This is a genomic window from Bradyrhizobium betae (genome assembly GCF_004123905.1).
GTDB classification, from domain to species: Bacteria; Pseudomonadota; Alphaproteobacteria; order Rhizobiales; family Xanthobacteraceae; genus Bradyrhizobium; species Bradyrhizobium betae_A.
The window spans coordinates 196,013-210,883 of record NZ_MZXW01000024.1 but is presented as its reverse complement, the minus strand read 5'-3'; the positions used below and the strand labels follow the sequence as shown (position 1 = coordinate 210,883).

At 65.9% G+C, this 14,871-nt stretch carries 11 protein-coding genes; all 11 read left to right on the top strand.

The window, feature by feature from the left end; genetic code table 11:
- Positions 1-185: 185 nt before the first annotated feature.
- The 11 genes from ftsW (at position 186) to recN (ending at position 14,822) form a co-directional block, all read left to right on the top strand.
- Positions 186-1,337: a putative lipid II flippase FtsW gene (ftsW, locus tag B5V03_RS22615; protein ID WP_129272597.1), complete on the top strand. Its 1,152-nt coding sequence runs from the start codon at positions 186-188 to the stop codon at positions 1,335-1,337.
- Between the two features lie 172 nt (positions 1,338-1,509).
- On the top strand, positions 1,510-2,610 hold the full coding sequence (gene murG, locus B5V03_RS22610) for an undecaprenyldiphospho-muramoylpentapeptide beta-N-acetylglucosaminyltransferase (protein WP_129272596.1): 1,101 nt from the start codon (positions 1,510-1,512) through the stop codon (positions 2,608-2,610).
- A gap of 137 nt (positions 2,611-2,747) precedes the next feature.
- The gene (murC, locus tag B5V03_RS22605) at positions 2,748-4,151 is read left to right on the top strand and encodes a UDP-N-acetylmuramate--L-alanine ligase (RefSeq protein WP_129272595.1); all 1,404 of its coding nucleotides are present in this window, start codon (positions 2,748-2,750) and stop codon (positions 4,149-4,151) included.
- A 4-nt stretch (positions 4,152-4,155) separates the two neighbouring features.
- Complete coding sequence (gene murB, locus B5V03_RS22600; protein ID WP_129272594.1) at positions 4,156-5,076, top strand: UDP-N-acetylmuramate dehydrogenase; 921 nt, start codon at positions 4,156-4,158, stop codon at positions 5,074-5,076.
- Positions 5,077-5,100: 24 nt separating this feature from the next.
- Positions 5,101-6,087, top strand: a complete 987-nt coding sequence (locus B5V03_RS22595; RefSeq protein WP_129272593.1) for a D-alanine--D-alanine ligase family protein — start codon at positions 5,101-5,103, stop codon at positions 6,085-6,087.
- 350 nt (positions 6,088-6,437) lie between these two features.
- Entirely contained in the window at positions 6,438-7,460 is a 1,023-nt protein-coding gene (locus B5V03_RS22590) for a cell division protein FtsQ/DivIB (RefSeq protein WP_129272592.1), read from the top strand.
- Complete coding sequence (gene ftsA, locus B5V03_RS22585; protein WP_129272591.1) at positions 7,457-8,779, top strand: cell division protein FtsA; 1,323 nt, start codon at positions 7,457-7,459, stop codon at positions 8,777-8,779. The genes B5V03_RS22590 and ftsA overlap by 4 nt, the downstream gene beginning before the upstream one ends.
- 87 nt (positions 8,780-8,866) lie before the next feature.
- Positions 8,867-10,654 carry a cell division protein FtsZ gene (ftsZ, locus tag B5V03_RS22580; RefSeq protein WP_129272590.1) on the top strand — a complete coding sequence of 596 codons (1,788 nt, stop codon included), beginning with the start codon at positions 8,867-8,869 and terminating at the stop codon, positions 10,652-10,654.
- A gap of 366 nt (positions 10,655-11,020) precedes the next feature.
- Positions 11,021-11,983, top strand: coding sequence for a UDP-3-O-acyl-N-acetylglucosamine deacetylase (lpxC, locus tag B5V03_RS22575; RefSeq protein WP_129272589.1), 963 nt, complete (start codon positions 11,021-11,023; stop codon positions 11,981-11,983).
- A gap of 241 nt (positions 11,984-12,224) precedes the next feature.
- The gene (locus B5V03_RS22570) at positions 12,225-13,127 is read left to right on the top strand and encodes an outer membrane protein assembly factor BamD (protein ID WP_129272588.1); all 903 of its coding nucleotides are present in this window, start codon (positions 12,225-12,227) and stop codon (positions 13,125-13,127) included.
- A 24-nt stretch (positions 13,128-13,151) separates the two neighbouring features.
- Entirely contained in the window at positions 13,152-14,822 is a 1,671-nt protein-coding gene (gene recN / locus B5V03_RS22565; protein WP_129272587.1) for a DNA repair protein RecN, read from the top strand.
- The last annotated feature ends 49 nt before the right edge of the window (positions 14,823-14,871 follow it).

The window sequence follows — 14,871 nt, the reverse complement described above, 5'->3', positions numbered from 1 at the left end:
CCAGTATTCCAGAGACGGCGCTTGAGCCGAAAGGCCGCAGCGTACTGGATGCCCCGGTCAAGCCGGGCATGACAGTGTGTTTTGTGGCGGCAGCGGAGGTCATCTCGAAACATCCACATTTCCTTAACCCAGCGGTAACCAACCTCGGCGACCAATGGACGATCTCTGTCCGAAAGCGGCCGCCCATGCTCTCCCGTGAAGAACGCACCCCCTTTTCCGAGTGGTGGTGGACCGTCGACAAGCTGCTGCTCGGTGCGATCCTGGTGCTGATGCTGACCGGCGTCATCCTGTCGCTGGCGGCGAGCCCGCCGGTCGCGACCCGCATCGGGCTCGATCCCTTCCACTTCTTCAGCCGCCATGTGATGTTCCTGGCGCCGTCCTTCATGGTGCTGCTCGGGGTCTCCTTCCTGTCGCCGCGCGCGATCCGCCGCAGCGCGCTGATCATCTTCACGCTCAGCATCATCCTGATCGTGCTCACGCTCGCGATCGGACCCGAGGTGAAGGGCTCGCGGCGCTGGATCACGCTGATCGGCGTCAACATCCAGGCCTCCGAAATCGCAAAGCCATCGTTCGTCGTCATCGCGGCGTGGCTGTTCGCGGAATCGACCAAGCGGCCGGAGATGCCGGCGACCTCGATGGCGCTGGTGCTGCTGTTGATGCTGGTCTCGCTGCTGGTGATGGAGCCGGATTTCGGCCAGACCATGCTGATCCTGATGGTGTGGGGCTCGCTGTTCTTCATCGCGGGCATGCGCATGATCTGGGTGTTCGGCCTCGCGGGTGCCGCGTCGGCCGGCCTGTTCAGCGCCTATCTGTTCGTCCCGCACGTCGCCGGCCGCATCAAGCGCTTCATGAACCCGGCCTCCGGCGACACGTTCCAGGTCGATACCGCCATGGAAGCCTTCTACAACGGCGGATGGTTCGGCCTCGGACCGGGCGAGGGCATTGCAAAACGCAGCCTGCCGGACAGCCATACCGACTTCGTGTTCGCGGTTGCTGCCGAAGAGTTCGGCATCATCCTGTGCCTCGCCATGCTGGCGCTGTTCGCCTTCGTCGTCATCCGCACGCTGTCGCGGGCCTATGCCAATGAGGACATGTTCTCGCGCTTCGCGGCCTCGGGGCTAGCGATCCTGTTCGGCGTGCAGGCGGCGATCAACATGTCGGTCAACCTGCAGCTCATTCCCGCCAAGGGCATGACGCTGCCGTTCATTTCCTACGGCGGCTCCTCGATCGTGTCGCTGGCCTATGGCGTCGGCATGATGCTGGCCCTGACGCGGCTGCGACCGCGCACCGAGGTCGAGGCAACCGGCCACGCCGACGCGATGCGCAGTTACGCGTAGCCACGCGTATCCCGGACAAGCGAAGCGCAGATCCGGGACCCAGAACGCCGCTAGCGTGGGCCCCGGTTCAGCAGCGCATCACGCCGCGAAGAGCGGCGCGCTGCGCTACGCCCGGGGCACGCACCGTGTAGCCGGCTCGCAATGACGGCAAAGGCCTTGTAAAAGGGCGTTTATGAACACTTCCCCCCTGATTCTTCTCGCCGCGGGCGGCACCGGCGGTCATCTGTTTCCGGCCGAGGCGCTCGGCGTCGAGCTGATCCGGCGCGGCTTTCGTGTCCGCCTCGTCACCGACGACCGGGCGCTGCGCTATAGCGGTCTGTTCAGCAAGGACATGATCGACGTGGTCGCAAGCGAGACCGCGCGTGGGCGCAATCCGTTGCAGCTCGCTTACGCCGGCCTCACGCTCGCCACCGGTACGTTGTCCGCCTACCGCCTGATCAAGCGATTGAAGCCCGTCGCCGTTGTCGGCTTCGGTGGCTATCCGACATTGCCGCCGCTGGTCGCGGCAAAATTCGCGGGCGTACCCAGCATCATCCACGACGCCAATGCGGTGCTCGGTCGCGCCAACCGGTTCCTGTCGAGCCGCGTCCGTGCGATCGCAACGTCCTTGCCCGGCGTGCTCGATCGCGATCCCGCGCTCTCGGCCAGGACCACGACGGTCGGCACGCCGATGCGGCCGGCGGTGCTCGCTGCGGCGGCCGTGCCTTATGTCGCGCCCGAGGTGAACGGCCCGCTCCGTCTGCTCGTCGTCGGTGGCAGCCAGGGCGCGCGCATCATGGCCGACATCGTGCCGGGGGCCATCGAACGGCTCGAATCCGCGCTGTGGGGCCGGCTGGTCCTCACCCAGCAGGTGCGCGACGAGGACATGGCGCGCGTGCGCGCGGTCTACGACAAGCTCAAGATCAATGCGGAGCTGGCGCCGTTCTTCACCGATCTGCCGGCACGGCTCGCCTCCAACCACCTGATCGTGTCGCGTTCCGGCGCCGGCACCGTGGCCGAGCTCGCCGCGATCGGGCGGCCCTCGATCCTGGTGCCGCTGCCGGGCTCGATCGACCAAGACCAGTTCGCCAATGCCGGCGTGCTGGCCAAGGTCGACGGCGCCATCCGCATCCCGCAGACCGAGTTCACCTCCAACCGGCTGGCGTCCGAGATCTCCGCCTTCGCCGCCGAGCCTGCACGCCTTGCCGCCATGGCCGAGGCCGCCCGCGGCGCCGGCCGGCTCGACGCCGCCGAGCGGCTCGCCGATCTGGTGGTCAAAGTCGCGGGAATCTGACGCGAAACCCCGAATTTCCTTAGTTTTACCGTCATGGCCGGGCTTGTCCCGGCCATCCACGTCTTGCAAGAAAGACGCTAAGATTCGTGGATGCCCGGGACGAGCCCGGGCATGACGACGGAACAGCGGGATAAAGCATGAGACTGCCGCGCGAGATCGGACCCATCCACTTCGTCGGGATCGGCGGGATCGGCATGAGCGGAATCGCCGAGGTGCTGCTCAATCTCGGCTATCCCGTGCAAGGCTCGGATGCCTCCGACAATTACAATCTCGACCGTCTGCGCAAGAATGGCGCAAAGGTCTCGGTCGGCCACAAGGCCGAGAATGTCGACGGTGCCGAGGTCGTCGTCGTCTCCACCGCGATCAAGCGCGACAATCCGGAACTGATGGCGGCGCGCGAACGCCGCATTCCCGTGGTGCGCCGCGCCGAGATGCTAGCCGAGCTGATGCGGCTGAAGAGCTGCGTCGCCATCGCCGGCACGCATGGCAAGACCACCACGACCACGATGGTCGCAACCCTGCTCGATGCCGGCGGGCTCGATCCCACCGTGATCAACGGCGGCATCATCAATGCGTATGGCTCGAACGCGCGGTTAGGTGCCGGCGACTGGATGGTGGTCGAAGCCGACGAGAGCGACGGCACGTTCCTGAAGTTGCCGACCGATGTCGCGATCGTCACCAATGTCGATCCCGAGCATCTCGACCACTTCAAAACGTTCGAGGCCGTGCAGGATGCGTTCCGAAGCTTCGTCGAGAATCTGCCGTTCTATGGCTTTGCCGTGATGTGTATCGATCATCCCGTGGTGCAGAGCCTGGTCGGCAAGATCGAGGATCGCCGCATCATCACCTATGGCGAGAATCCGCAGGCCGATGTGCGGTTCGTCGATCTCACCCCGATGGGTGGTGGCTCCAAGTTCAAGGTCGCCTTCCGCGATCGCAAGACGGGCGCCGTGCACGAGATCGCCGATCTCATGCTGCCGATGCCGGGTCGCCACAACGCCTCCAACGCGACGGCCGCGATTGCGGTCGCGCGCGAGCTCGGCGTGTCCGACGAGGCGATCCGCAAGGCGATTGCCGGCTTCGGCGGCGTCAAGCGCCGCTTCACCAAGACAGGCGAGTGGAACGGCGTCACCGTGATCGACGATTACGGCCATCACCCGGTCGAGATCGCAGCCGTGTTGAAGGCGGCGCGGGAATCCAGCAACGGCAAGATCATCGCCGTGGTTCAGCCGCATCGCTACACCCGCCTGCAATCGCTGTTCGAGGAATTTTGTACCTGCTTCAACGATGCCGATGCGGTTGTTGTCGCTGACGTCTATGCCGCCGGCGAGACACCGATCGACGGCATCGATCGCGACCATTTCGTCGCGGGCCTGCGCGCGCACGGTCACCGCGAGGTGGTGCCGCTGCCGGCAGCGTCGGAGCTTGCAGGCATCGTCAAGGGACTGGCGAAGTCGGGTGATCTCGTCGTGTGCCTTGGCGCCGGCAACATCACGCAATGGGCGTATGCACTGCCTGGCGAATTGAAGGCGCTGGGGTAGGGCGGTGGGGTTTCCCGACATCACACCCTCGCTCAAAGCCGCGATGCCGCAACTCCGCGGCCGGCTGTTGGCGAACCAGTCGCTCACCGAGCTCACCTGGTTTCGCGTCGGCGGTCCGGCGCAGGTGCTGTTCACGCCGGCGGACGAGGACGATCTCGCTTATTTCCTCGCGCATCTCGCGTCCGACATCCCCGTCTACGTCGTCGGCGTCGGCTCCAATTTGATCGTGCGCGACGGCGGCATTGCTGGCGTCGTGATCCGTCTCGCCCCGCGTGCCTTTGGCGAGGCGAGTGCCAGCGGCGATGTCGTCACGGCAGGCGCGGCCGCGCTCGACAAGCGCGTCGCGGAGGTCGCGGCCTCCGCCAATATCGGCGGGCTCGAATTCTACTTCGGCATTCCCGGCACCATCGGCGGTGCGCTGCGCATGAATGCGGGGGCCAATGGCGGCGAGACCAAGGATGTGCTGATCGAAGCGCGCGGCGTCGGCCGCGACGGCACGAAGCACGTCTTCTCTAACGCCGACATGAAGTTCGTCTACCGCAACAGCGGCGTTGATCCCGCCATCGTCTTCACCTCCGCGCGGTTTCGCGGCGAGATCAGGGATATTGATGCGATCCGCGCGCGCATGGCGGAGGTGCAAAGCCACCGCGAGACCGCGCAGCCGATCCGCGAAAAGACCGGCGGCTCGACCTTCAAGAATCCGCCCGGTCATTCCGCCTGGAAGCTGGTGGACGCCGCCGGCTGCCGCGGCCTGCGCGTCGGCGGCGCTGAGGTCTCGGAGATGCACTGCAATTTCCTGATCAACACGGGCGACGCCACCGCGCACGACATCGAGACGCTGGGCGAGACCGTGCGCGAACGCGTGAAGGCGAATTCCGGAATTGAGCTGCACTGGGAAATCAAGCGGATCGGAATTCCCGGCTAACACTTGGACAAGCGACGAGAGAACATGCGCATCACCATCCTCTTCGGCGGCTCCAACCGCGAGCGTCTGGTTTCGGTCGCCTCGGCCCAGGCGCTGCATCAGGCGCTGCCCGAGGCCGATCTCTGGTGGTGGGACGTCGAGGACAAGGTGCATGTGGTGCAGTCAAAGCAGCTGCTTGAGCATGCCCGTCCGTTCGAGGACGAGTTCAAGCCCGGCACGCGTGGCATTCCGCTGGCGCAGGCGCTTGACCAGGCCAAGGCGGAAGATCGCGTGCTCGTGCTCGGCCTGCATGGCGGGCGCGCGGAGAACGGCGAATTGCAGGTGATGTGCGAGGCGCGCGGCGTGCCGTTCACCGGCTCGGGCTCGGCCTCATCGCATCTCGCCTTCGACAAGATCGCGGCCAAGCATTTCGCCGCGCTCGGCGGCGTGACGCCGCCGGCCAACATTGCGCTGGATCATATCGACGAGGCCTTCGCCGAATACGGAAGGTTGATCGCCAAGCCGGCGCGGGACGGGTCGAGCTACGGCCTGATCTTTGTCAACGCGAAGCAGGACCTCGTCGCCGTCCGCAATGCCGCCAGGCACGAGGAGTACGTGATCGAGCCCTACATCGCCGGCGTCGAGGCCACCTGCGCCGTGCTGGAGCGCACCGACGGCTCGGTCATCGCGCTGCCGCCGATCGAGATCATTCCGGGCGAGGGCAGTTTCGACTACGCCGCAAAATATCTCTTGAAGTCGACCCAGGAGATCTGCCCCGGCCGTTTCACGCCCGAGATCACGACCGCGCTGAGGGAGCAGGCCATGCTCGCGCACCGGGCGATGTCCTGCACCGGCTATTCACGCTCGGACTTCATCGTTTCGGACAAGGGCCTGGTCTATCTCGAGACCAACACGCTGCCCGGGCTGACCAAGTCCTCGCTCTACCCCAAGGCGCTGAAGGCCGAGGGCATCGAGTTCGTCGACTTCCTGCGCGGCCTGGTCGAGCTCGCCGGGCGGGGCGCGCGAAAATAATTAGGATTGGTTAACGGCCGCAGGGGCGAAACGGCCGGTTTTGGAACCCAAAACCGGTAAAATGCCGGACATCGCGGCATAAATGCCTCACATGCCTGGGCAAAACGCATTCCGCGTTAACGAACTTTACCTTTTGTTTACCAGGACATCCGAAGGTTAACGCTGGCGGCGCATATGGCGTTTTGGGCTGCCGGCGCGTGAGCTGTTTCGGGTGATGTCACCTCCAGCAAGCGCTTTGATGGGGAGAGGCTTCTTCTGCTGAAGACCAGTACCCGGCCCGGCAAGACCGAGACGTCATGTTCGCCAGGACCCGCGCGGTGTTGCGGGCAAACTGTTGACGAGCTCGTGCAATGGATGGTGCAGGAAGCCTCACCCGGTCGCTTTTCAGATCGCTGAGGCCCCAAGCTGACCTGAAGGCGGCCGCTATCGGAGCGGTCGTGCTTCTGCGCGAGTGGGTGCAGGACAGGCGCCAGGAAAGACTTCACGCCAAGCGCGCTGCCGCGAAGAGCAAAGCCAAGGCCGTCATCGAGCGGGAGCCGCCGCCGCGCCTGGTCGCGCTGGTCGAGCGTTATGCGCCGCGCCGGGTCGGAATCACGATGACCGTGCTGCTGCTGATCGGCAGCTGCGGCTTCGGCATCGTCAAGGGCGGCCATCTCCAGGATTTCATCACCGCGGTCAGCGATGCCCGCAACGCGATGGCCAATTCCGCCGGCTTCCGCATCACCTCCGTCGCGATCAACGGCCGCAAGCAGCTCAGCCAGGACGAGATCCTGGCGATCGGCGGCGTCAGCGGCCGTTCCTCGCTGCTGTTCCTCGATGCAGACGTCGTGCGCGAGAAGCTCAAGGCCAATCCCTGGATCGCGGATGCGACCGTGCTGAAGCTCTATCCGGGCCGGCTCATGATCGACATCACCGAGCGCCAGGCCTTCGCGCTGTGGCAGGAGGCCGGCCGGCTCTCCGTCATCGCCGACGACGGCGCCGTGCTCGAGCCCTATGTCTCGCGCCGGTTCCTGTCGCTGCCGCTCGTGGTCGGCAAGGGCGCCGACACGCAGGCGCGCGATTTCCTGGCGCTATTGGCGCGCTATCCGCAGGTCAATGCGCTGACCAAGGCCGCGATCTATGTCGGCGAGCGGCGCTGGAACCTCCGGCTCAAGGACGGCCTCGACATCCGCCTGCCCGAGCAGGACGTCGGCAACGCGCTGGCGATGTTGTCCAGGCTCGACAAGGAGGACAGGCTGTTCTCCCGCGACATCGTCGCCGTCGACATGCGCCTGCCCGATCGCCTGGTGGTGCAGCTCTCCGACGACGCCGCCAAGTCGCGCGAAGACCTGTTCAAGGACAAGAAGAAAAAGAAGGCCGGGGACGCCGCATGACCGGTCTTGATCGCACCCAGACGCCGAAGACGCGCCCGATGCCGCACAAGCGCGGCGGCCTCGTCGCCTGCCTCGACATCGGCACCAGCAAGATCGCCTGCATGATCGCGCGGCTGAAGCCGTCGGCGCCGAGCGAAGCCCTGCGCGACCGCACCCATGCGGTGGAATTGATCGGTTACAGCCAGATCCAGTCGCGCGGCATGAAGGCCGGCGCGGTGGTCGATCTCGGCGAATGCGAGCAGGCAGTGCGCCAGGCCGTCGGGCTTGCGGAGAAAATGGCCAAGGTGCGGGTTGATTCCGTGCTGCTGTCCGTCTCAGGCGGCCGGCTGTCCGGCCAGCTGGTCGAGGCTGCCGCCGATATCCGCGGCGGCGCCGTGACGCCGGCCGATGTCAGCCGCGTCACCTCCACCGGCATGCGCCATGCCACCGGCGAGGGCCGCACCGTGCTGCACGCGCTGCCGGTCGGCTACACGCTCGACGGCGTCAAGGGCATCCGCGATCCCCGCGGCATGGTCGCCCATCAATTCGGTGTCGACATGAACGTCGTCACCTGCGACGCCACCGTGGCGCGGAACCTGATGCTGGCGGTCGAGCGTTGCCACATTAATGTCGAAGCCATGGCGGCGAGCCCCTATGTGGCCGGCCTGTCGGTGCTGACCGACGACGAGGCCGATCTCGGCGCCGCCGTCGTCGAGATGGGCGCGGGCACCACCACGATCGCGGTCTATGCCGGCGGCCGCTTCGTGCACGCGGCCGGTTTTGCGGTCGGCGGGCAACACATCACGATGGATCTCGCGCGCGGACTCTCCGCGACCATTGCCGATGCCGAGCGAATCAAGACGTTATACGGGACCGTCATCACCGGCGGATCGGACTCGCGTGAGCTGATGTCTGTGCCGACAGCCGGTGACGAGCAGGATCTGCCGCAGATCGTCTCCCGCGCCACCATCGCCAATATCGTCAAGCACCGTGCCGAGGAAGTCTTCGAAATGGTTCGGGACAAGCTGAAGGATTCGCCCTTCGCCTCAGAGCCGAACGGCCGCGTCGTGCTCTCCGGCGGCGCCTCGCAGCTGACCGGCCTCGTCGAACTCGGAACCCAGATTCTCGGCCGGCCCGTGCGGGTCGGTCGTCCGCTCGGCTTCGGCCGGCTGCCCAACGAGGCGAAGAACGCCGCGTTCGCGGTGCCGGCCGGACTCCTCGTCTACCCGCAATATGTTCACCAGGAACATGTCGAACCGCGGCATACGCGGCAGCAGGTCAGAACGGGAACCGGCGGATATTTCGGAAAGGTCGGACGATGGCTACGCGAGGGCTTCTGATGACCGCTTTCCGCAATCTTCGATTTTCACCAACTCCCGCGGCCGACGGCCGGGGCGAACCCACGCGCACGTGATCGAGAGGCAAACATGACCATCAGCATCAACGTTCCTGATATTCACGAGTTGAAGCCCCGCATCACCGTGTTCGGCGTCGGCGGCGCCGGCGGCAACGCCGTCAACAACATGATCACGGCCGGCCTCCAGGGCGTCGACTTCGTGGTCGCCAACACCGACGCGCAGGCGCTGACGATGTCGAAGGCGCAGCGCATCGTGCAGATGGGCACGGCCGCCACGCAAGGCCTTGGCGCCGGCTCGCAGCCGGTCGTCGGCGCGGCCGCGGCCGAAGAGGTGATGGACGAACTCCGCGACCATCTCTCCGGCGCCAACATGGTGTTCGTCACCGCCGGCATGGGCGGCGGCACCGGCACCGGCGCTGCTCCCGTCATCGCCAAGATCGCGCGCGAGATGGGCATCCTCACCGTCGGCGTCGTGACCAAGCCGTTCCACTTCGAGGGCGGCCGCCGCATGCGCACCGCTGAGGCCGGCATCAACGAGCTGCACAAGGTCGTCGACACGCTGCTGATCATCCCGAACCAGAACCTGTTCCGGGTCGCCAACGAGAAGACCACCTTTGCCGACGCCTTCGCGATGGCCGACCAGGTGCTCTACTCGGGCGTCGCCTGCATCACCGATTTGATGGTCAAGGAAGGCCTGATCAACCTCGACTTCGCCGACGTCCGCGCCGTGATGCGTGAGATGGGCAAGGCGATGATGGGCACGGGCGAAGCTTCCGGCGACAAGCGCGCGCTGACCGCCGCTGAAGCTGCGATCGCCAACCCGCTGATCGACGACAGCTCGATGAAGGGTGCCAAGGGCCTCCTCATCTCCATCACCGGCGGCAAGGACCTCACGCTGTTCGAGGTCGACGAAGCCGCGACCCGTATCCGCGAGGAAGTCGACCAGGACGCCAACATCATCGTCGGCGCGACCTTCGACGAAGCGCTCGACGGCCTGATCCGCGTCTCGGTCGTTGCCACCGGCATCGAGCAGGCCGCGATCGCCCGCAACAGCCAGACCACCAGCACTCCGGTTGCGAACGCGGCACCGCAGCAGGTGCAGCAGGCTCCAGCTGCTCCGGCCGCTGCTGCCGAGAGCCGTCTCGCCGACCTGACCGCGCGTCTGCGTGCCGATAACCAGCGTTTGGCCGAACGTGCCCAGAAGCTGGAAGCGCAGACCCCGGCCGCTGCGCCTGTCGCGCCGCGTCCCAATGTCGAGCGCGCTGCGCTCGCCGCCATCGCCGCTGCCGTTGCCGAAGTCCCGCACGCGCCTGCGCCGATGCAGACCTATGGCGACGTCACCGTGCGCCCGATCGCGCAGAAGCCGACCCTGTTCCCGGAGCCTGACATGGCCCCGATCGCGATGCAGGAGCCGATGACACCCGAAAACTTCATCCCGCCGCAGGCCGAGCGTGCACCGGTCCGCGCGCCGCGGATGCCGCGGATCGAGGAACTGCCGATGCCGGCCCAGGCCGAGCTGCGCCAGGCCCGCGGCGAGGTGGAAGAAGAGACCCCGCAGAAGACCCGCCTGTCGCTGCTCCAGCGCCTCGCCAATGTCGGCCTCGGCCGCCGCGACGAGGAGAGCGAGGCGCCGATCGCCGCTCGCACCGCCGGTCCCGCGATGCCGCCGCTGCCCGATCGCCGCCCGCAGAAGTCCGTGGCGCAGCAGATCGCGGCCAGCGAGCCAGTATCGGAGTATGCCCGCCGTCCCGCGCCGCAGGGCCTGGACATGCACGGCCGCCCGGCACCTGTTGCGCCGGCGCCACAGGGCGACGACCATCTTGATATCCCGGCCTTCCTGCGGCGTCAGGCGACCTGAGGATTGTTACAATAAGGCAGACGAAAAAAGGTCCCGGCGAGCTGCTCGCCGGGACCTTTCCTTTTGCCCCGTGCATATCCGGGTTGCGCGACCAAGCAACTGATTTTAAATCATTAATTACGTATTCGATGGTTCAGTAAAACTGCCGGAAGCGGCTCCAAAACTCGGCGCAATTTGGTTAAGCCTTGGCGCGAATACGGCAGGTTTGGGGTAACAATCGGTAAAAAAGCGTGAGTTGGCGCTGTTTGAGGCAGTGACTATGGTCCAGCGTGACTTGGGGATACGGAGATTCGACGGTCTATCCAGGGCCAGTTAGTCGGGTCTCGTATAAGTCGCAATGAGTCGTACGTAGTGGGGCGGTTCCTGATGAAATTTAGCCGGCAAACAACGCTTCGTGCGCAAGCCTCTGTGGCAGGCGTGGGCGTTCACTCCGGTCTTCCCGTCACTCTCACGCTTGGGCCTGCGCCCGTTGACGCAGGTTTTATTTTTGTCCGCACCGGCCTTGAGGGAAGTGACCGCGAAGTTCAGGCGACCGCCGATCAGGTGATCGCGACCGACTTCGCCACCGTCCTCGGCGATCGCAACGGCCCGCTGGTTTCGACCGCCGAGCATGTGCTTGCTGCGCTGCGAGGCATGGGCGTCGACAACGCCACCATCGAGATCGACGGTCCGGAAGTGCCGATCATGGACGGCAGCGCCGCGGCCTTCATTGCGGCGATCGATCAGGCCGGCATCGTCACCCAGCCGGCGCAGCGCCGCTTCATTCAGGTTTTGAAGCCGATCTCGGTCAAGATCGGCGACTCCTTCGGCGAAATCCGGCCCTACGCCAACGGTTTCCGCGCCGAGGTCGAGATCGACTTCACCAATCCCGTCATCGGCCAGCAGAACTACGGCCTCGACCTCAGCCCGGAACGTTTCCGCCGCGAAGTCGGCCGAGCCCGGACCTTCGGCCTGATGAGCGACGTCGCCCGGCTCTGGAGCGCGGGCTACGCGCTCGGCGCCTCCTTCGACAACACCGTCGTGTTCGACGACGAGCGGCTGCTCAACACCGAGGGCCTGCGCTACGCCGACGAATGTGCCCGCCACAAGGTGCTGGACGTGATCGGCGACCTCGCGCTGGCCGGCCTGCCGCTGCTTGGCGCCTATCGTTCGGTGCGTGGCGGCCACAAGCTCAACCACGCCGTCCTGACCGCGCTGCTCGCCGACCGTACCGCCTGGCGGGTGGTCGAGGGCGAGGCGGTCCGCCGCACCACGCGTCCCGTGGGCGAAGTCGGTCGCGGTATCGTCGGCGGCCGGATCGCTGCGGCCTACGGGCCGGACGTGTCCTGATCCGCTGCTCAGGCGATTGATCGGCGGCTTTCTCCGGGAAACTCCTGGTAACGATGATCGGCTAGGATTGCGGCGCATTCGCCTTAATCCGGGCGGAATGCCTGCCTATCCGGTTGGTTCAAGATCGTTTTTCGGTTACACCGGCGTGGTCGCATGGCAGGCGCCACGGCTATATTTCGCGCCCATGACGGGGTTCATGGGCTGGCGGGCACCGCATCACAGGGCGTCAGGGCTTAAACTCATGTCGGCACAGCGTATGACGCGCGGATATCTCCAGGTCTTGTCCCGAGAGGTCTCGTCCCGAGTCCGCGGACTGCTTCACGCCGCCACCTTCGTCGTGCTCGCGCTGCCGCTGGCCGGCTGCGGCACCGGCGCGCTCTGGGACAAATTTACCGCCAAGGACGACACCTTCACCGAGGAGCCCGCCGACAAGATCTACAATGAGGGCCTGTACCTCATGAACGAGAAGAAGGACATGAAGGCGGCGAACAAGAAGTTCGAAGAGGTCGACCGCCAGCATCCTTATTCCGACTGGGCCCGCAAATCGCTGCTGATGTCCGCTTACGCCTCCTACCAGGGCGGCGACTATGACGGCTGCATCGGCGCCGCCACCCGCTACGTCACGCTGCATCCCGGCAGCCCCGATGCGGCCTATGCGCAATATTTGATTGCCGCCTCGCATTACGACCAGATCCCGGACATCAGCCGCGACCAGAGCCGCACCGAGAAGGCGATCGCCTCCCTGGAAGAGGTGGTGCGCAAATATCCGACCTCCGAATATGCGACCTCGGCCAAGGCCAAGATCGAGGGCGCGCGCGACCAGCTCGCCGGCAAGGAAATGAACGTCGGCCGCTATTACGCGCAGAAGCGCGACTACACGGCGGCGATCAACCGCTACAAGACCGTCGTCACCCAGTACCAGACCACGCGCCATGTCGAAGAGGCGCTCTACCGGTTGACCGAATCCTATATGGCGATCGGCATCGTCGGCGAGGCCCAGACCGCGGCCGCCGTGCTTGGCCACAATTTTCCTGACAGCCGCTGGTACAAAGACGCCTATAATCTTGTAAAATCCGGTGGTCTCGAACCGAGCGAGAATCAGGGTTCCTGGATGAGCAGGGCCTTCAAGAAGATAGGCCTATAGGTCTCGGCTAGGAAATTTGGTTCCATGCTGGCGCGTCTGTCGATCCGTGACATCGTCCTGATCGAACGGCTCGATATCGAATTCGCCACCGGGCTTGCGGTTTTGACCGGCGAGACCGGTGCGGGCAAATCCATCCTGCTCGATGCCTTTGCACTGGCGCTCGGCGGCCGCGGTGACGCTGGTCTCGTGCGCCACGGTGCGGAGCAGGGGCAGGTCACTGCCGTCTTCGATATCCCCAAAAATCACCCCGCAGCGAAAATCCTCGCCGAGAACGGCCTGGAGGATACCGGCGAGATGATTCTCCGCCGGGTGCAGCTCGCTGACGGCCGCACCCGCGCCTTCATCAACGACCAATCGATCAGCGTGCAGACGCTGAAGGCAGTCGGCGCCGCCCTGGTCGAGATCCATGGCCAGCATGACGAGCGCGCGCTGGTCGATGCCGCCACCCACCGCCGCCTGCTCGATGCCTTTGCCGGGCTGGAAAAGGACGTCGCGGCCGTGGAGACGCTTTGGGATGCCCGCCGCACCGCCAACACCGCGCTGGAAGAGCATCGTGTCGGCATGGAGCGCGCCGCGCGCGAGGCCGACTATCTGCGCCATGCCTCCGACGAGCTGAAGCAGCTCGCGCCCAAGGAGGGCGAGGAGACGTCGCTCGCCAACCGCCGCACCACCATGATGCAGGGCGAGAAGATCGCCTCCGATCTGCGCGAGGCCCAAGAGGCGGTCGGCGGCCACCATTCGCCGGTCGCAACACTCGCCGCCGCGGTTCGCCGGCTGGAGCGCCGCGGCGTCAATTCGCCGGCGCTGGTCGAGCCTGCCGTGAAGGCAATCGACATCGCGATCAACGCGCTGGAGGAAGCTGACCAGCATCTCCTGGCCGCGCTTGCCGCAACCGATTTCGATCCGGCCGAGCTCGAACGCATCGAGGAGCGGCTGTTTGCGCTCCGCGCCGCCTCGCGCAAATATTCGACCCCGGTGGACCAGCTCGCGGCGCTCGCCGCCCAATACGCCGCCGACGTCGTGCTGATCGATGCCGGTGCTTCGCGTCTGAAAAAGCTGGGGCAGGCCGCGATCGAGGCCGATGCACACTATGCCACTGCGGCGAAGAAGCTGTCGCTGGTGCGGCAGAAATCGGCCGAGAAGCTCAACAAGGCCGTCAACGCCGAGCTCGCCCCGCTCAAGCTCGAACGCGCAAAATTCATGACCCAGGTCGCGACCGACGAGGCCGCTCCGGGGCCGCAAGGGTTCGACCGCGTCGAGTTCTGGGTGCAGACCAATCCGGGCACCAAGCCGGGGCCGATGATGAAGGTCGCCTCCGGCGGCGAGCTGTCGCGCTTCCTGCTGGCGCTCAAGGTCGTGCTGTCCGACCGCGGCTCGGCGCCGACGCTCGTGTTCGACGAAATCGACACGGGGGTGGGCGGCGCGGTGGCGGATGCCATCGGCGGGCGGCTGGCGCGGCTTGCCGGCAAGGTCCAGGTGATGGCCGTGACCCACGCCCCGCAGGTCGCCGCCCGCGCCGACCAGCATCTCTTGATCTCCAAGGATGCGCTGGACAAGGGCAAGCGCGTCGCCACACGCGTCAACACGCTCGTCGCCGACCACCGCCGCGAGGAGATCGCCCGCATGCTGGCGGGCGCCGAGATCACCGCCGAGGCGAGGGCGGCCGCGGACCGGCTGCTCAAGGCGGCGAGCTAGCCTTCTCGTCCCGGACGCGCGCAGCGATGCCGCCGCATTGCATCCGGGG

Bases quoted from the DNA above. Each gene is read 5' to 3' on its own strand.
- B5V03_RS22590 (WP_129272592.1), top strand. From the start codon at position 6,438: ATGGATGGTGCAGGAAGCCTCACCCGGTCGCTTTTCAGATCGCTGAGG.
- ftsA (WP_129272591.1), top strand. From the start codon at position 7,457: ATGACCGGTCTTGATCGCACCCAGACGCCGAAGACGCGCCCGATGCCG.
- ftsW (WP_129272597.1), top strand. From the start codon at position 186: ATGCTCTCCCGTGAAGAACGCACCCCCTTTTCCGAGTGGTGGTGGACC.
- B5V03_RS22570 (WP_129272588.1), top strand. From the start codon at position 12,225: ATGTCGGCACAGCGTATGACGCGCGGATATCTCCAGGTCTTGTCCCGA.
- B5V03_RS22595 (WP_129272593.1), top strand. From the start codon at position 5,101: ATGCGCATCACCATCCTCTTCGGCGGCTCCAACCGCGAGCGTCTGGTT.
- ftsZ (WP_129272590.1), top strand. From the start codon at position 8,867: ATGACCATCAGCATCAACGTTCCTGATATTCACGAGTTGAAGCCCCGC.
- recN (WP_129272587.1), top strand. From the start codon at position 13,152: ATGCTGGCGCGTCTGTCGATCCGTGACATCGTCCTGATCGAACGGCTC.
- murC (WP_129272595.1), top strand. From the start codon at position 2,748: ATGAGACTGCCGCGCGAGATCGGACCCATCCACTTCGTCGGGATCGGC.
- lpxC (WP_129272589.1), top strand. From the start codon at position 11,021: ATGAAATTTAGCCGGCAAACAACGCTTCGTGCGCAAGCCTCTGTGGCA.
- murG (WP_129272596.1), top strand. From the start codon at position 1,510: ATGAACACTTCCCCCCTGATTCTTCTCGCCGCGGGCGGCACCGGCGGT.